Below are 15,837 nucleotides of genomic sequence, written 5' to 3'. Positions count from 1 at the left end.
CGCTCGTGGTGTTTCGGAGCCCTGTGTCAACCAAAGTGACGCAACGGCCGTCTGTTATCTGCACAGTCCGGCAGGAGCAGGGCAGGGGTAGGGGTAGGTAGGCATGAGGGTGGGGTTGGCGGAGCGCGGTGTCGCGCTTCTCGACACGGGCCCGCTGACGGCGTCGAGCATCTGGACGCGCTCCTATATGCGGGCTCTTCTCGCCGGTGACATGGCATGCGCCATGATCGCCTGCGAGGCGGTCATGGGATTCAGGCTCTGGGTGGGGGCCTTCATCCCGTGGTCGGAGTTGTTGTTCGGGTTCGGTCTCGGGCTGGTGTGGCCGGGTGCGATGGCACTGGCCGGCGTCTACCGGGAGAAGAGTCATGGGGAGGGAAGCGAGGAGTTCCGCGCGGTCTTCGACGGCGGGGTGGGGCTGACGGCCGTGGTGGCCATCGGCGCCTACGCCACCCAGACCATGATCGCGCGAAGCTACGTCATGGCGATGCTGCCGCTGGCGACGGTCCTGACGCTGGTGTTCCGCTACCGCATGCGCAAGCGCCTGCACCGGCGCCGCTCGGAGGGAGAGTACCTCCGGCGCGTGGTGGCCGTCGGCCACCGCACGGCGGTGCTCGACCTGGTCATGCAGTTCCGCCGCCAGCCGTACCACGGCATGCGGGTCGTCGCGGCGTGCCTGCCGCCCGGGCAGTTCCCCGGGAACGGGCTCGACATCGACGGCGTCCCGGTCTACGGCGACTTCGCCGACGTCGGGACCGTGGCCGACAAGGTGTCCGCGGACGCGGTCGCCGTGCTGGCCTGCCCCGAGCTGGACGGCGCCGCGCTGCGCCGGCTGGCCTGGAGCATCGAGACCAAGGGCACCGAGCTGTTCGTGGCCCCGGCGCTGATGGACGTGGCCGGGCCGCGCACCAGCATCCGCCCGGTCGCCGGGATGCCGCTGCTGCACGTCGAGCACCCCGAGTTCGACGGGACGCGCCAGATCGTCAAGAGCCTGTTCGACCGGCTGGTGGCGACCGCGGCGCTGACCGTGCTCGCGGTCCCCATGCTGGTGATCGCGGTCCTGGTCAGGACGACCAGCCCGGGGCCCGCGCTGTTCAGGCAGACCAGGGTCGGCCGCGACGGCCGCGAGTTCAGGGTGTTCAAGTTCCGGACCATGGTCCAGGACGCCGAGAACCGCAAACCCGACCTCGCCGAGGACAACGAGTTCGACGGCGTGCTGTTCAAGATGCGGAACGATCCAAGGATCACGCGGGTCGGCGGTTTCCTCCGCCGCTACTCGCTGGACGAGCTCCCCCAGCTCCTCAACGTCCTGCGCGGCGAGATGTCCCTCGTCGGGCCGCGCCCGCCGCTTCCCGAAGAGGTCGCCCAGTACGGCACGGACGTGCGCCGGCGCCTCGTGGTCAAACCGGGCATGACCGGCCTGTGGCAGGTCAGCGGCCGGTCGGACCTGTCGTGGGAGGAGTCGGTCCGGCTGGACCTGCGGTACGTCGAGAACTGGTCGCTCATCCTGGACCTGCAGATCCTGTGGAAGACCTGGTCCGCGGTCATCCGCGGTGGAGGGGCCTACTAGTGAAGGCGCTCGTGCTCGCCGGTGGGTCCGGCACACGGCTCAGACCGATCACCCACACCTCCGCCAAGCAACTCGTGCCCGTGGCGAACAAGCCCGTGCTGTTCTACGGGCTGGAGTCCATCGCGGCGGCCGGGATCCGTGAGGTCGGCATCGTCGTGGGCGACACCCACGAGGAGATCGAGGGGGCCGTCGGCGACGGGGGCTCGTTCGGCCTGGAGGTGACCTACCTGCGGCAGCGGGCCCCGCTCGGGCTGGCGCACGCCGTGCTGATCGCCCGCGACTACCTCGGTGACGACGACTTCGTCATGTACCTCGGGGACAACTTCGTGGTCGGCGGCATCGAGCCGCTGGTGCGGCGGTTCCACGACGAGCGCCCGGCCGCCCAGATCATGCTGACCCGCGTCGGGGACCCCCGGCAGTTCGGGGTGGCCGAGCTGGACGCCGCCGGGCGGGTCGTCGGCCTGGAGGAGAAGCCCCAGGTGCCCAAGAGCGACCTGGCCCTGGTCGGCGTCTACCTGTTCACCCCCGAGGTGCACGAGGCCGTTTCGTCGCTCAAGCCCTCGTGGCGCGGCGAACTGGAGATCACCGACGCGATCCAGTGGCTGCTCGACTCCGGCCGCCGGGTGGAGTCCACCGTCATCTCCGGCTACTGGAAGGACACCGGCAACGTCACCGACATGCTGGAGGTCAACCGGCTGCTGCTCGAAGAGCTGGACCAGCGGCTGGACGGCTCGGTCGACGACGCCTCCGAGATCATCGGCCGGGTCGTGGTCGAGGCGGGGGCGCGGGTCTCCCGCTCGCGCATCGTCGGCCCGGCGATCGTCGGGGCGGGCGCCGTCGTGCGTGACTCCTACATCGGGCCGTTCACCTCGGTCGCGGAGGACTGTCACGTTGTGGACAGCGAGATCGAGTACTCGATCCTGCTGCGGCGCGCGTCCATTCACGGGGTTCGCCGGATCGAGGCGTCCCTGATCGGGCGGGACGTCGAGGTCACGCCCGCTCCCAACACACCCAGAGCCCATCGACTCGTGCTGGGCGATCACAGCAAGGTGCAGATCAGTTCATGAGGGTTCTGGTAACCGGCGGTGCCGGGTTCATCGGGTCGCACTATGTCCGCACGCTGCTGTCGGGTGGCTACCCGGCGCTCGCCGGGGCGGAGGTGACCGTGCTGGACGCGTTCACCTACGCGGGCAACCTGGCCAACCTGGAGCCGGTCGGCGGCCGGTTCGACCTGGTCCACGGCGACGTCTGCGACGCCGGGCTGCTCGCCGGGGTCGTCCCCGGCCACGACCTGGTCGTCAACTTCGCCGCCGAGTCGCACGTCGACCGGTCGATCGACGGCCCGGCGGCGTTCATGCGGTCCAACGTGCTCGGGGTGCAGACCCTGCTGCAGGCCTGCCTGGACGCGGGCGTGCCGAAGATCGTCCAGGTGTCCACCGACGAGGTGTACGGGTCGGTCGACGAGGGCTCCTGGGACGAGGACGCCCCGCTCAGGCCGCGCTCGCCGTACTCGGCGGCCAAGGCGGGCGGCGACCTGATCGCCCAGGCCTACGCCGTCACGCACGGCCTGCCGGTGTCGATCACCCGCTGCGGCAACAACTACGGGCCGTACCAGTACCCGGAGAAGGTCGTCCCGCTCTTCGTGACGAACATCCTCGAAGGCATGAAAATCCCGCTTTATGGGGACGGCGGTAACGTGCGTGACTGGGTCCACGTCGACGACCACTGCCGGGCCATCCAGCTCGTCGCCGAGAAGGGCGAGCCAGGCGAGGTCTACAACATCGCCGGCACGGCGGAACTGACCAACCTCGAACTCACCCAGCGGATCCTCGACGAGCTGGACGTCGGCTGGAACGTCGTCGAGCGCGTCCCCGACCGCAAGGGCCACGACCGCCGCTACTCCCTGGACGACTCCCGGCTGCGCGGCATGGGATACGTCCCCGCGACCGGGTTCGACGAGGGCATCGCCGCGACCGTCCAGTGGTACCGCGACAACCCCTCCTGGTGGAAGCACCTCAGGAAGGACGCCCGGTGAACCGCCTGCTGGTCACCGGTGCGGCCGGCATGCTCGCGACCGACCTGCTGGCCGTGCTGGCCGCCGACCCGGCCGCGCCCGACGTCCTGGCCTACGACCGCGACCACCTGGACCTGCGGCAGTCGGAGTGCGTGCGCGACGTGATCCAGTGGGAGAAGCCCGACGTCGTGATCAACTGCGCCGCCTGGACGGCCGTGGACGACGCCGAGGCCCGCGAGGCCGTCGCGCTCGCGGTCAACGGCGACGGCGTGCGCGCGCTCGCCCTGGCCTGCGCGGAGGCCGGCGCCCGCCTGATCCACCTGTCCACCGACTACGTCTTCGACGGCACCGCCACCACCCCGTACGCCGAGGACGCGCCGACCAGCCCGGCCAACGCCTACGGCCGGGGCAAGCTCGCCGGCGAGCGTGCCGTGCTCGACGCGTTGCCCGAGACCGGGTACGTCGTGAGGACGGCCTGGCTGTACGGGTCGGCCGGGACGAACTTCGTGCGCAAGATGATCTCCCTGGAGGGACGGCGGGACACGGTCGAGGTGGTGGACGACCAGCTCGGCCAGCCCACCTGGTCCGCCGACCTCGCCGGGCAGCTCGTCCGGCTGGCCCGCGCCGGCGCCCCGCCGGGGGTCTACCACGGCACCAGCTCGGGCCAGGCGACGTGGTACGAACTGGCCCGCGAGGTCTTCACGCTGCTCGGCGCCGACCCCGGCCGGGTCAGGCCCACCACCGCCGCCGCCTTCGCCGCCCCGGCCGTCCGGCCCGCCTACAGCGTGCTCGGGCACGACCGCTGGGCCGCCGCCGGGCTGGCGCCGATCCGCCACTGGCGCGACGCGCTGCACGCGGCCTGGCCCTCCATGGTCGGGGGCCCGGCCTGATGTACCTGTCGGAGACCCGCGGGGCCGACTCCGGCAAGACGCCGGCGCCCGGAGCCGAGGACGGTGAGACGCCTCCGGGAGGTCGACCGCCGTCCGGCGGGCGCGCGGGCGGCGCCGGACGCGTCCTCACCGGCAACGTCATCGCGCTCGGCACGGTCAGCCTGTTCACCGACATCTCCTCGGAGATGGTGACGGCGATCCTGCCGCTGTACCTCATCTACCAGCTCGCGCTCAGCCCCATGCAGTTCGGCCTCCTGGACGGGGTCTACACCGGGGCCACCGCCGTGCTGCGGCTCGTCGGCGGGCACGTCGCCGACCGTTTCCGCAGCCGCAAGCTCGTGGCGGGCGCCGGGTACGCCATCTCTGCCGTCTGCAAGCTCGGCTACCTCGCCGCCGGCCGGTCGGTGCCGCTGATCGGGCTGGTGATCGGCGCCGACCGCGCGGGCAAGGGCCTGCGCACGGCGCCGCGCGACGCGATGATCTCGCTGAGCGCCCCGCCCGAGGCGCAGGGACGCGCCTTCGGGCTGCACCGCGCGATGGACACCGCGGGCGCCCTCATGGGGCCGCTGGCCGCCTTCGGCGTGGTCGCCGTGGTGGGCAGCGCCTACGACGCGGTGTTCGTGGTGAGCGCGTGCGTCGCCGTGGTCGGCGTGCTGGTCCTGGTGCTGTTCGTCCGCGAACCCGGCCACGCGACCGGTGTGCCCGGCCCGGCCGGCGTGGTCGGCGGGGCCGTACGGGCCGGTTCGGGGAAGAGCGCCGGGGCGGGAACGGACGGGCGTGACCGGGAGGCCGGTGCGCGGCCGAAGGTGACGCTGCGCGGGGCGCTGGACCTGCTCGCCCGGCGGCCGTACCGCCGCGTGCTGGTCGCGATGCTGCCGCTGTCGCTGGCGACGATCAGCGACTCCTTCCTCTACCTCATGCTCCAGCGCAGGCTGGAGATCGACGCGAGCTGGCTGCCGCTGCTGCCCGTCGGGGTCTCGGCCGCCTACCTGATCGCCGCGATGCCCTTCGGGCGGCTGGCCGACCGGGTCGGCCGCTCGACGGTCGTGATCGGCGGGTACGTGGCACTGCTGGTCTGCTACGGGCTGCTGCTGCTCCCGCCCGCCCCGGTCGTCCTGGTCTCGGCGCTCGCCCTGCGCGGCCTGTCGTACGCGGCCACCGACGGCGTGGTCAGCGCGCTCGCCGGCCCGCTGCTGCCGGAGGAACGCCGCGCCACCGGCCTCGCGGTCGTCCAGACCGGCCAGGCGCTCGGCGCGATGGCCGCCTCGTGGGCCTTCGGCGTGCTGTGGGCGGCGGGCGGCCCGGAGCTGGCCGTGAAGGCGATGGCCGCCGGGCTGGCCGTCGCGCTCGTCGTCGCCGTTCCGTTGCTCAGGAGGGCACGCCCATGAACCTTTCTGTGATCATCGTGACCTACCGGAGCGCCGCCTACATCGACCGCTGCCTCGCGGCGGTCGAGCGGGCCGTCAAGGCCGTGGACGCCGAGGTGATCGTCGTCGACAACAACTCGCCCGACGACACCGTGGCGGTCGCCAGGGCCGCCGCGCCGTGGGTGAGGGTGCTGGCCAGGGACGTCAATGGCGGGTTCGCCGAGGGCTGCGTGGCCGGCGCCGAGGTCGCGGCCGGCGACCGGCTCGTCTTCGTCAACCCCGACGCCGAGGTCCGCCCCGAGACCTTCGCCGAGCTGCTCGACTGCGCCGGGCGCCACCCCCGTGCCGGGATCGTCGGCGGGCGCTGCCTCACCGAGACCGGCGAGAACGACCCGCGCTCCTGGTGGGGGCGGCCCACCCCGTGGTCGGTGTTCTGCTTCGCCACCGGCCTGTCCACGGTCTTCCCCGGCCGCGCCCTGTTCGACCCCGAGTCCCCGGCGACCTGGACCGGCGAGCGCCGGGTGCCCATCGTCACCGGGGCGCTCATGCTGGTCGGCCGGGACGTCTGGGATGAGGTGGGCGGGTTCGACACCCGCATCTTCATGTACGGCGAGGACGCCGACCTGTGCCTGCGGGCCAGGGCCGCCGGCTACCGGCCGATGGTGACCGACCGGGCCGTGTTCGTGCACCCCGGCGGCATGTCCTCGTCCAGCCTCGGAAAGCTGGTGCTCCTTTTCACCGGCAAGGCCACCGTCGTGCGCAGGCACCTCCCGCGGGGGACGCGCGCCGCCGGCGCGGCCATGCTGCTGTTCGGGGTCTGGCTGCGTGCGGCGCTCAGCCGCCGGGTGGCCCCGCCGGACGCAGGCCGTCAAGGACGCCCGATCGCCCGGCGCGGCGACTGGGCCGAGCTGTGGGCGGTGCGCGCCGACTGGCGCGGGGGCTGGGACGCCCGGACACCATGATCTGCCGTCTTCATCACAACGTGTCGCTTGATCACAAGGGTTTGGGGGGTGAGCGATGACTCGCCATGAGGGTCGTCTCGGCGCGCTCGCTGAGATCGATTCACCCGCGGCCGAGCTCGCCGACCGCATGGTCGGCCTGTCGGTCCGCGGGCTTCCGCCGGGGTACGTCAACGGTGAGTTCGTCTTCACCAGGCGCGGCCGGCGCGGGGACGACGGGCGCTGGACGGCCGTGCCGGAGGGCCGGAGCGTGCGCTACAGCGCCATCGTGGCGCTCGGCGCGGCCACACTGCCGCCGAAGGAGCAGCGGGCGGCCCTAGCGGGGGACACCGTCGCCGACCTGGTGGGGAACCTCGTCAAGGGGCTCCCCGACACCTGCAACCTCGGTGACGTGGCCCTCATCACGTGGGCGGCCGCCGAGACCGGCCACCAGGACCTCGACCGGGGCCTGCACCGGCTGGCGGAGCTGGAGTCCGCGCTGCACGCGGGCGACCCGGTGCCCACGGTGGAGGCCTCCTGGGCCCTCGCCGCGCTGGTGGCCGCGCATCGCGTGTCCGGCGAGGTCCCCGGCCTGGCCTGGCGGCTCGCGCACGCGCGCAAGCGGCTGCTCACCGGCCTCGGCGACGACCGGCTCTACCGGCACGTCCTCGGGCCCGCCTCCTGGTACCGCGCCCACGTCGGCTGCTTCGCCGACCAGGTGTACCCGCTGCAGGCCCTCGCGCGCCTGCACGCCCACACCGGCGACGAGGAGGCCCTCGTCGCCGCCGAGCGCATCGCTTCGGGCATCTGCGCCGCCCAGGGGCCGCAGGGCCAGTGGTGGTGGCACTACGACGCCCGCACCGGCGGCGTGGTCGAGGGCTACCCCGTCTACAGCGTCCACCAGCTCGCGATGGCGCCCATGGCGCTGCTCGACCTGGCCGACGCCGGCGGCACCTCGTACCTGAGGGAGATCGCGCTCGGCCTGCACTGGATGACGTCCCGGCCGGAGATCGACGACGAGCTGATCGTCGAGGAGCTCGACCTGACGTGGCGCAAGGCCGCCAGGGCCGACCCGAAGAAGATCGTCCGGGGAGTGCGCGCGGTGGCCAGCGCGATCAACCAGGGCTCCCGAATCGGCGTGCTCGACCGCATCTACCCGCCACTCGCCGTCGACCGCGAGTGCCGCCCCTACGAGCTGGGCTGGCTGCTGTACGCGTGGCTGTTCACACTGCCCCGCGACACCCAGGGACCGCGCGGATGACCGGGGCGCCGCGCAGGGCGTTGCTCGGGATGTCCGTCGACGCGCTGACCATGGAGCAGACCGTCGCCCGGTGCGTGGCCGCGGTCGAGGGCAGGGAGAACCTCACCATCGGCGTGGTCAACGCGGCCAAGGCCGTCCGTATGGGCCAGGACGAGCGGCTGCGCGACTCGGTGACCTCGTGCGACCTGGTCGTGGCCGACGGGCAGGCCATCGTGTGGGCCTCCCGCTTCCTCGGCCGGCCGCTGCCCGAGCGGGTCGCCGGCATCGACCTGTTCACGTCCCTGATGGCCGAGGGCGCCAAGCGGTCGTACCGGGCGTACTTCCTCGGGGCGCGGCCCGAGGTGCTGGAACGGGTGGTCGCCGAGGTGCGCGGACGCTACCCGGGCCTTGAGGTCGCGGGTGCGCACGACGGCTACTTCACCGACGACCAGGCCCCCGAGGTGGCGGCCCGCATCGGCGCGGCCAGGCCCGACCTGCTGTTCCTCGGCATGACCTCGCCGAAGAAGGAGATCTTCTGCGCCCGCTACGCCGACGACATCAAGGCCGGGGTGATCCACGGCGTCGGCGGGTCGTTCGACGTGTTCGCGGGGAAGGTGCGCCGGGCGCCGGCGGTGTGGCAGCGGCTCGGGCTCGAATGGTTCTACCGGTTCCTGCAGGAGCCGCTCAGGCTGGGCCCGCGCTACCTGTCGACCAACACCCGGTTCGCCTGGATGGTGGTGAAGGAGTACGTCCAGGGCCGCCGCGCGAAGGCCTGACGGCGCGAGGCCGGGTCGTGTCGCGCGTGTGGTCCACGCGGGGTCAGGTCCTGCTGCTCTCGTCGCGCAGCCACGTCGTGTAGTCCTTCGCCCGCACGGCCCGGCGGGCGCGGGCCCGCGCGACGAGCGTGACGCCGAGGAAGACCCCGAGGTGCGGCAGCAGCCACGGGGCGCGCCCGGCCACCGCCAGCAGGTCGCGCGGGCCCGTGCGGGCCTCCTGCGCGGCCATCGGCCCCTGCTCTATCTCCGCGACCACCGTCACGGCCCGGATCCTGCGCCGCATCAGGTCGCCGAGCGTCCTCGGCGGGTGGATGACCGCGTGGGCCGTGCGCACCACCCGGCGCTCGCCGGGGGCGAACGCCAGCGAGGCCGCGAGGTCGTCCCCCATGACCGGGGGAAGGTCCATGAGGCGGCGGTTGCCCTCCTCCGACACCGCGATCACGCCCCGGCCGAACAGGCCCTCACGTACGGCCGGCAGCCGGTTCCACACCGCGTAGTAGGCGCGCACCGGCCACGGGCGGTCGTCCAGCGCCAGGGCGCGCTCAGGGGCGGCGGCGAGCGTTCCCGCGCCCAGGGCGTCCCGCAGGGCGCGGACGCCTGCGGCACCGACCTCCACGTCGGCGTCCACGTAGACGCGGGGATGGGCGGCGGCGGCCTGGTCGCCGAGCCGCAGGGCCTCCCGCTTGGAGGGCACCGGCGTCTCGACCACGCGGACCCCGAAGTCGCGCGCCACCGAGGCGGTGTCGTCCGCGCAGCCGTTGGCCACCACGACGATGTCGAACTCTCCGGGAGCGGCTCCGTCGAGCAGGCGCGAGAGGAGCCGGCCGATGACCCTGGCTTCGTTGTGCGCCGGGATGATGACGCTCGCGCTTGGCATAGTTCCGAAGTATTCACCCTCCACGGGAGTCTCCGATGACCGAACCGCGAATAGCGGCCACAGCCGATGTCGACCCGAGCGCCAAGATCGGCCCGGGCACCCAGATCTGGCATCTCGCCCAGGTGCGCGAGCAGGCCGTGCTCGGCGAGGAGTGCGTCCTCGGCCGGGGCGCGTACGTCGGGCCGGGCGTGCGGGTCGGCGACCGGGTCAAGCTGCAGAACTACGCCCTGGTGTACGAGCCCGCCGTCCTGGAGGACGGCGTCTTCGTCGGGCCGGCCGCCGTGCTGACCAACGACGTCTACCCGAGGTCCACCGACGCCGGGGGCGGGCTGAAGCGGGACGGCGACTGGACCGCCGAGGGCGTCGTCGTACGGGCCGGGGCCTCCATCGGCGCACGGGCCGTGGTCGTCGCCGGGCGCACCATCGGGCGGCACGCGCTGGTCGCCGCGGGCGCCGTGGTCACCAGGGACGTCCCCGACTTCGCCCTGGTGGCGGGGGTACCGGCCCGGCGCGTCGGCTGGGTCGGCCGCGCCGGGGTGACGCTACGCCAGGACGAGGGGGGCGGCTGGCGCTGCCCCGAGACCGGCGAGACCTACACCGAGCACGACGGCCGGCTGAGCGGGCCGAGGTGAACGTCTCGTCCCTGTCGGTCCGCGCGCGGGCGGCGATCCTGGTGGTCGCGGTGCTGCTGTGCGGCACGGTGGGCGCGGTGTACGTCCTGCGGTCCAGGCCGGAGCCGGCCGGCGTCGCGCGGGCGGCGGCGCCCTCGGCCGCGCCGGTGCCGCGCGAGACGGCCCTGGTGTCCGGGGAACTGCTCATGGTGGGCGCGGGACCTTCGCCCGAGAGCGGCACCGTGCTCGCCCTCCCGGAACGCGGAGATGGCCCCGCCCGCTCCACGGGGCTGCGCTGCAAGCGCTTCTACGCGGCCGCGGGCACCGGCCTGTGCCTGCGCGTCACCACGGGGCTGACGACCCGGTCGGAGGCCATCGTGGTGGACGGCCACCTGCGCGAGGTGCGGCGCGTCGCGCTGTCGGGCATCCCCAGCCGGGCGCGGGTCTCCGCGAGCGGGCGGATGGCCGCCTGGACGTTCTTCGTCGCGGGCGACTCCTACCTGAGCGTCGGCTTCTCCACCCGCGCGGGCATCCTCGACATCCGCACGGGCAAGCTCGTGAAAAGCCTGGAGGACTTCACGCTGGAGAAGGACGGGCGCGTGTACAGCGCACCCGACCTGAACTACTGGGGTGTCACCTTCGCGGCCGACGACAACCGCTTCTACGCCACCGTGTCGACCGAGGGCCGCACCTACCTGGTGCAGGGCGACTTCGCCGGACGGCGGATGCGGGTGCTCGGGGAGAACGCCGAATGCCCCTCGCTGTCCCCTGACGGCACCCGCGTGGTCTACAAGAAGCGGAGCGGCAGCGCCACCGACCCGTGGCGGCTGTACATGCTGGACCTGCGGACCGACCACGAGACCGAGCTGGCCGAGCCCGCCAACGTGGACGACCAGGCGGCGTGGCTCGACGACGGCACGGTGATGTACAGCCGGCTGCGGGCCGACAGCTCGGACGTGTGGGCGGTGCCCGCCGACGGGTCGGGCCGGCCGAGGCTCCTCGCGCGCGACGCGTACTCGCCCGCCGCGTCGTGAACCGGGGGCAGGTGGTGGCGTGCGGTGGTCGTTCAGGGGGACACCGGCTCGCCGGTGTCCTCCCAGACGTTCTTCTCGAAGCGGTTGCCCTTGCCCTTGGCGCTGAAATAGGTCAGCGGGCCCCAGAAGCCGCCCTTGGGGAACAGGCGCCGGGTGAAGACGTTGCCGACGATCCGGATGCCGGTGGCGGCGCCGAACTTCCCCTCCCCGCCGTAGATGACGTAACCCCCGCCGCCGAGCAGGTTGCGTTCGATCAGCACGTCGTGCGCGCGGCTGAAGTCCTGGTAGAGCGAGATCGCGGAGGTCTGGGAGATCTGGTTGAGGATGGTGTTGTGGCGGATGGTCAGGGTCCGTCCCTTCATGGGGGACCCGTTGACCTGCGGCCCGGTCACGTGGTCGCCGGGGTACTCCTTGAAGTCGTGCATGTAGGAGTCCTCGATCAGCCCGTGGTCGGTGCCGACGGAGTTCGAGACGGTGTGGATGTTCGCGCGCCGCACCGTGATGTCGCCGCCCTGGTTGAGCACGCCCCACTGGGCCTTCACCACGCCGTCGCCGGAGATCTCGCAGTCCTCGACGACCGCGCCGGACGCGCCCTCGGCCTGGATGATCGACCAGTCGCCCTCGCCGACGACCCGCACGTTGCGCACGGTCACGTCGTTCGCCTTGATGTTGAGCTTGCCGTGCACTTCGAGGTTCTCCACGACGGCGCCCGCGCGCATGACGGTCACCTCGCCGACCTTCTTGAGCGGGACGCCCGGCTTCAGGCCCGTGGTCCGCGCGGAGGGGAAGCCGTTCTCGTCGTCTTTCCCGGTCGCGTTCCCGGCCTGTTTCCCGGTCTCGTTCCCGGTCGCGTTCCTGGTCTCGGAGGGGTGGGGCGTGCCGGGCTGGCGGGTCAGGCCCGGGACGGGGTCGCGCCCGACGTCCGCCGTGCCGCTCGCGCCGCAGCCGGTGACGGCGGCGAGCGTGACACAGGCGAGCAGAGGGGCGAGACGGCGCGGCGAAGAGGACACCGAAAGCTCCAGGTCATAGATCTGCGGAACGCTCCATAGCGGGCTCGCTGAAGCGCTGGCACCTGTCGTGGATCGTGTCTACAAGGTGGTGCTCGCCCCGACGCGGGGCGGCCGTGCGCGCCTGACCGGACCTGGGGCGGCCGTCGGGCGTGGTGCGGGATCACGGCCGGGCCCGCCACCGCTGCGGTCGCGGGTCACCGACAGGACGATGACCGAGGCCAGGACGGCGATGAGGCCGATGCCGGCCGTGGCGCGGCCCTTCTGGAGGCCCTGACGCTCCGGCCCGATGATGCCGCCGATGGGCTCGTATTTGATCATCACCCGGCCGCTGGCGCCCGCCGAGGTCTGCAGGCGCTGGAGCTTCTGGGTGAGAAGCTGGAGTGCCAGATTGAGGGTGTCGATCGACTCTTTGGCGTCGGCCGAGAGGGCCTGCAGGTTGGCGTACGGCTGGCCGTACACCGGAAGCTCCTCGTTGCCCCAGTGCGCCACCTCGTAGTGGAACGCGGCGGTGCCGCCCATGGCGCGCAGACGATCCTGGGTGCCGGGATTGTCGAAGAAACGCGCGGTGGCCAGGGCCATATAGATGTGGTTGTCGGTGAAGTGGTCGTAGACCTCTCCTTGAAAGTGGTTCGTCTTGGTCATGAACGCGACCGTGACCGAACTCTGATAAAGAGGGGACCGGTATCTCACCCATGCCACCGCACCGGCCGCGACCAGGAAGATCAGCGCCAGGCAGCAGCCCCGCACAACCAGTCGCCTCCGCACCGACACATCGTGGCACAGGCGTACGGAGTTTTGGGACGGGCCTGGTAAAGAAAGCGCTCAGAGGAAACACTTGAGGGCGATGACAACGCACCGACGTGCTCGGGCGTCTTACCTCGGCGGCTCGGCGGGGTGGGAATGGCGGACGTTGCCGGCCGGGCGGGGGTGAAGGGACACTATGGACCTGCTTGATTCGCTGCGTGCGCTGCTCCGGCGGTGGCCCGTGACGCTCGCGTTGCTCGCCGTCACCATCGCGGCGACGGTCGGGGCGCTCATAGCGATCCCCTGGCAGTACGAGTCGAAGGCCACGGTCGTCTTCCTGTCGTCCCGCAAGGGGTCGCAGCCGGTGGGGGGCAACCCCTGGCTGGCCTTCGACGCCTCGCTGACCATCACGGCCGAGGTCATCTCCCGGGGCATGAGCGACGAGCGCACGCTGCGGAAGCTCAAGGACGAGGGCAAGACCGCCGACTTCACCGTCGGCCTCGCCCAGGACTCCCGTGGACCGCTCCTGGACATCACGGCCACCGGCGCCGACCCCACGGTCGCCCAGGCCACGATGGAGACGCTCGCGACGCTGAGCCAGGAGCGGCTGACCGAGATGCAGCAGAAGTCGGCCATCCTGCCGGACGCGACGATCCGGGCGGAACTGGTCACCTCCAGCGACAAGGCCGAGCTGACCCCGGAGAAGAAGATCCGGATGCTGGTGATCATCTTCGCGGGCGGCATGCTGCTCACCATCGGCGTCCCGCTGTTCCTGGAGTCCATGGCGCAGAAGCGCCGCAGGCTCGCCCAGCCCGAGCAGGTGACCGTGCGGGCCGGCGAGCCCCCGTCCGGCCCCGGCCCCTCCCACCCGCAGCGCGTCCAGCGTTCCCCCGGCGGCCCCTCCACGCGCCCCGGCGGCGGCTCCGTGCCGCGCGGCAGGGTCCCCGCGCGGGCCCCGAGGCCCATCGAGCCGCCCGAACCCCGTCTGTACGACCGCCGGGCCACCGGCGCGTCCCCGGCCAAGCACGCGCCGCCAGAGCCCCGCGACCCCTGGGCCGACCAGCACCGCGTCGAGGACGGCTACACCGCCCCGATGCCGGCCATCAAGGTCGAGGACGACCTGTACGTCTGGGCCGACGACAAGGACCGGCCGAGGGGGGCGCCCCCGGCGGGCTCCACCGCGAGGGACGGCGCCAACGGCCGGTCGAGCCCGTCTGGTGGCGGGCGGCCGGGCCAGGCGTCCGGTAACGGGCGCGCGGGGCGGCCGTCCTCTTCACAGGAACCGGAGCCGGGCCGCGGCCGGCGGCAGGCGCCCGGGGCGCGCCCGACCCAGGGCGGCGACTCCGACGACGAGCCCTACGTGGTGTTCGACCCCACCAGGCCAGGTCGGTGACCAGGACGTCCCAGGTGGCGCGGGTCCACGACCAGGGCCGCCCGCCGCCCGGCCTCGTCACGCCGGGCAAGGCGCGCGTCGACCCCGTGACGATCATGACGTTCTTCCTGATCGTCCTTTTCGTGATGCCGGCCCGGTACGTGGTGGGCCCCCTCGGCGGGGCCGGATCGCCCTCCTCGATGGTGGCCGTCCTGCTGCTGGTCTGGTACCTGCTGTCCACGCTGTCGCCGCGCTGGACGCCGATCCAGGGCCGGCAGCCGGTCCGCGCGGTCATCGTCTTCTTCGCGCTGGCCGTCCTCGCGAGCTACGTGGCGGCGGCCACGCGCCCGCTGTCGGCCGACGAGGTGAACGCCGCCGACCTCGGGCTCGTCCTGGTCGGCGGGTGGGCGGGCATCGCCCTGGTCACCGCCGACGGCGTCAACAGCATGGACCGGCTGGAGACGCTGCGGCAGCGCATCGTGCTCGGGGCGTCGTTCCCGGCACTGGTGGCGATGGTCCAGTTCTTCACCGGCATCGAGGTGACCCGCTACCTCGCCCTGCCCGGCCTCGTCGAGAAGGGGTCGGCGGTGCTGTTCGAGCGGGAGGGCTTCTTCCGCCCCGCGGGCACCGCCACCCACCCGATCGAGCTCGGCGTCGTGCTCGCGGCCGTGCTGCCGCTGGCCCTGCATGGAGCGATCTACTGCCGCGTGCCGAAGCAGCGCAGGAAGCGGTGGATCATGGTCGCGCTGATCGCCGGCGCGCTGCCGATGAGCGTCTCCCGCTCGGCCATCCTCGGCCTGTTCGTCGTGATGGTCGTGCTGCTGCCCACCTGGCCGCCGGAGTGGCGGCTGCGCGCGATCCTGATCTTCGGCGTGGCGTCGATCGTGATGCGCCTGGTCATCCCCGGCCTCATCGGCACCGTGCTGAACCTGGTGTCGGTGATCGGCTCGGACGAGAACTCCACGACCCGCACCGGCGACTACGACGCGGTGGTCCAGGCGGTGACGCAACGCCCCCTGTTCGGGCAGGGCTTCGCCACCTACCTGCCGCGCGTCTACCGCGTGATCGACAACCAGTACCTCATGTCCGCGCTGGAGACCGGTCTCGTCGGCGTGCTCGCGCTCCTGGTCTTCCTGCTGTCGGGATGGGTCCTGGCCAGGAGCGCCAGGCGGGCCGCGGCGGACGAGGAGACCCGCCACCTCGCCCAGTGCCTGGCCGCCTCGATGGCGGTCGCGCTGTTCGGCTTCGGCACCTTCGACGCCTTCAGCTTCCCGATGATCACCAACGTGATGTTCCTGATCCTCGGGTGCTGCGGTGCCCTCTGGCGGCTGCAGACGCAGCCGGGCCGGGTGCCCTACGACTCCCTCGACTGACCACGTTTCCGGATGTGCACAGTC

15 protein-coding genes are annotated in these 15,837 nt (G+C 72.4%); 12 read left to right on the top strand and 3 right to left on the bottom strand.

Annotated elements, in window-relative coordinates; all coding sequences use genetic code 11:
• The first annotated feature begins 103 nt into the window (after positions 1-103).
• From NYZ98_RS09155 to NYZ98_RS09120, 8 genes are read left to right on the top strand one after another with little or no spacing between them, the layout of a single operon-like run.
• Entirely contained in the window at positions 104-1,567 is a 1,464-nt protein-coding gene (locus NYZ98_RS09155; protein ID WP_262842145.1) for a sugar transferase, read from the top strand.
• Positions 1,567-2,634 carry a glucose-1-phosphate thymidylyltransferase gene (locus NYZ98_RS09150; RefSeq protein WP_262842144.1) on the top strand — a complete coding sequence of 356 codons (1,068 nt, stop codon included), beginning with the start codon at positions 1,567-1,569 and terminating at the stop codon, positions 2,632-2,634. Before NYZ98_RS09155 ends, NYZ98_RS09150 begins: the two co-directional genes overlap by 1 nt.
• Positions 2,631-3,602, top strand: coding sequence for a dTDP-glucose 4,6-dehydratase (gene rfbB, locus NYZ98_RS09145; RefSeq protein ID WP_262842143.1), 972 nt, complete (start codon positions 2,631-2,633; stop codon positions 3,600-3,602). Before NYZ98_RS09150 ends, rfbB begins: the two co-directional genes overlap by 4 nt.
• Complete coding sequence (rfbD, locus tag NYZ98_RS09140; RefSeq protein WP_262842142.1) at positions 3,599-4,471, top strand: dTDP-4-dehydrorhamnose reductase; 873 nt, start codon at positions 3,599-3,601, stop codon at positions 4,469-4,471. The genes rfbB and rfbD overlap by 4 nt, the downstream gene beginning before the upstream one ends.
• Positions 4,471-5,859, top strand: a complete 1,389-nt coding sequence (locus tag NYZ98_RS09135; protein WP_262842141.1) for an MFS transporter — start codon at positions 4,471-4,473, stop codon at positions 5,857-5,859. The genes rfbD and NYZ98_RS09135 overlap by 1 nt, the downstream gene beginning before the upstream one ends.
• Positions 5,856-6,800 carry a glycosyltransferase family 2 protein gene (locus NYZ98_RS09130; RefSeq protein ID WP_262842140.1) on the top strand — a complete coding sequence of 315 codons (945 nt, stop codon included), beginning with the start codon at positions 5,856-5,858 and terminating at the stop codon, positions 6,798-6,800. Before NYZ98_RS09135 ends, NYZ98_RS09130 begins: the two co-directional genes overlap by 4 nt.
• Positions 6,801-6,855: 55 nt before the next feature.
• Positions 6,856-8,037 carry a hypothetical protein gene (locus NYZ98_RS09125; RefSeq protein WP_262842139.1) on the top strand — a complete coding sequence of 394 codons (1,182 nt, stop codon included), beginning with the start codon at positions 6,856-6,858 and terminating at the stop codon, positions 8,035-8,037.
• Complete coding sequence (locus NYZ98_RS09120) at positions 8,034-8,792, top strand: WecB/TagA/CpsF family glycosyltransferase (RefSeq protein ID WP_262842138.1); 759 nt, start codon at positions 8,034-8,036, stop codon at positions 8,790-8,792. Before NYZ98_RS09125 ends, NYZ98_RS09120 begins: the two co-directional genes overlap by 4 nt.
• 43 nt (positions 8,793-8,835) lie before the next feature.
• On the opposite strand, the gene NYZ98_RS09115 is transcribed toward NYZ98_RS09120, so the two are convergent.
• The gene (locus tag NYZ98_RS09115; RefSeq protein WP_262842137.1) at positions 8,836-9,669 is read right to left on the bottom strand and encodes a glycosyltransferase; all 834 of its coding nucleotides are present in this window, start codon (positions 9,667-9,669) and stop codon (positions 8,836-8,838) included.
• Between the two features lie 35 nt (positions 9,670-9,704).
• On the opposite strand from NYZ98_RS09115, the gene NYZ98_RS09110 reads away from it, so the two are divergent.
• Together NYZ98_RS09110 and NYZ98_RS09105 are read left to right on the top strand one after the other, a co-directional pair.
• Positions 9,705-10,301 carry an acyltransferase gene (locus tag NYZ98_RS09110; protein WP_262842136.1) on the top strand — a complete coding sequence of 199 codons (597 nt, stop codon included), beginning with the start codon at positions 9,705-9,707 and terminating at the stop codon, positions 10,299-10,301.
• Entirely contained in the window at positions 10,298-11,314 is a 1,017-nt protein-coding gene (locus NYZ98_RS09105) for a TolB family protein (protein ID WP_262842135.1), read from the top strand. The genes NYZ98_RS09110 and NYZ98_RS09105 overlap by 4 nt, the downstream gene beginning before the upstream one ends.
• Before the next feature lie 32 nt (positions 11,315-11,346).
• On the opposite strand, the gene NYZ98_RS09100 is transcribed toward NYZ98_RS09105, so the two are convergent.
• Together NYZ98_RS09100 and NYZ98_RS09095 are read right to left on the bottom strand one after the other, a co-directional pair.
• Positions 11,347-12,324: a right-handed parallel beta-helix repeat-containing protein gene (locus NYZ98_RS09100; protein ID WP_262842134.1), complete on the bottom strand. Its 978-nt coding sequence runs from the start codon at positions 12,322-12,324 to the stop codon at positions 11,347-11,349.
• 78 nt (positions 12,325-12,402) lie between these two features.
• Positions 12,403-12,966, bottom strand: coding sequence for a hypothetical protein (locus NYZ98_RS09095; RefSeq protein WP_262842133.1), 564 nt, complete (start codon positions 12,964-12,966; stop codon positions 12,403-12,405).
• Positions 12,967-13,264: 298 nt separating this feature from the next.
• Here NYZ98_RS09095 and NYZ98_RS09090 point away from each other — a divergent pair, with 298 nt between their 5' ends.
• The gene (locus NYZ98_RS09090) at positions 13,265-14,461 is read left to right on the top strand and encodes a YveK family protein (RefSeq protein WP_262842132.1); all 1,197 of its coding nucleotides are present in this window, start codon (positions 13,265-13,267) and stop codon (positions 14,459-14,461) included.
• Complete coding sequence (locus tag NYZ98_RS09085; RefSeq protein ID WP_262842131.1) at positions 14,458-15,813, top strand: O-antigen ligase family protein; 1,356 nt, start codon at positions 14,458-14,460, stop codon at positions 15,811-15,813. Before NYZ98_RS09090 ends, NYZ98_RS09085 begins: the two co-directional genes overlap by 4 nt.
• Positions 15,814-15,837 lie beyond the last annotated feature (24 nt).

The sequence above is a fragment of the Sphaerisporangium corydalis genome, assembly GCF_025506355.1.
GTDB classification, from domain to species: Bacteria; Actinomycetota; Actinomycetes; order Streptosporangiales; family Streptosporangiaceae; genus Sphaerisporangium; species Sphaerisporangium corydalis.
Note: the sequence above shows the minus strand (reverse complement) of the source record. Positions and strands in the feature narration are given on the sequence as shown.

Coding starts and splice junctions, on each gene's coding strand:
- NYZ98_RS09155 (WP_262842145.1), top strand. CDS start 104: ATGAGGGTGGGGTTGGCGGAGCGCGGTGTCGCGCTTCTCGACACGGGC.
- rfbB (WP_262842143.1), top strand. CDS start 2,631: ATGAGGGTTCTGGTAACCGGCGGTGCCGGGTTCATCGGGTCGCACTAT.
- NYZ98_RS09135 (WP_262842141.1), top strand. CDS start 4,471: ATGTACCTGTCGGAGACCCGCGGGGCCGACTCCGGCAAGACGCCGGCG.
- NYZ98_RS09130 (WP_262842140.1), top strand. CDS start 5,856: ATGAACCTTTCTGTGATCATCGTGACCTACCGGAGCGCCGCCTACATC.
- NYZ98_RS09125 (WP_262842139.1), top strand. CDS start 6,856: ATGACTCGCCATGAGGGTCGTCTCGGCGCGCTCGCTGAGATCGATTCA.
- NYZ98_RS09120 (WP_262842138.1), top strand. CDS start 8,034: ATGACCGGGGCGCCGCGCAGGGCGTTGCTCGGGATGTCCGTCGACGCG.
- NYZ98_RS09115 (WP_262842137.1), bottom strand. CDS start 9,669: ATGCCAAGCGCGAGCGTCATCATCCCGGCGCACAACGAAGCCAGGGTC.
- NYZ98_RS09110 (WP_262842136.1), top strand. CDS start 9,705: ATGACCGAACCGCGAATAGCGGCCACAGCCGATGTCGACCCGAGCGCC.
- NYZ98_RS09095 (WP_262842133.1), bottom strand. CDS start 12,966: ATGACCAAGACGAACCACTTTCAAGGAGAGGTCTACGACCACTTCACC.
- NYZ98_RS09090 (WP_262842132.1), top strand. CDS start 13,265: ATGGACCTGCTTGATTCGCTGCGTGCGCTGCTCCGGCGGTGGCCCGTG.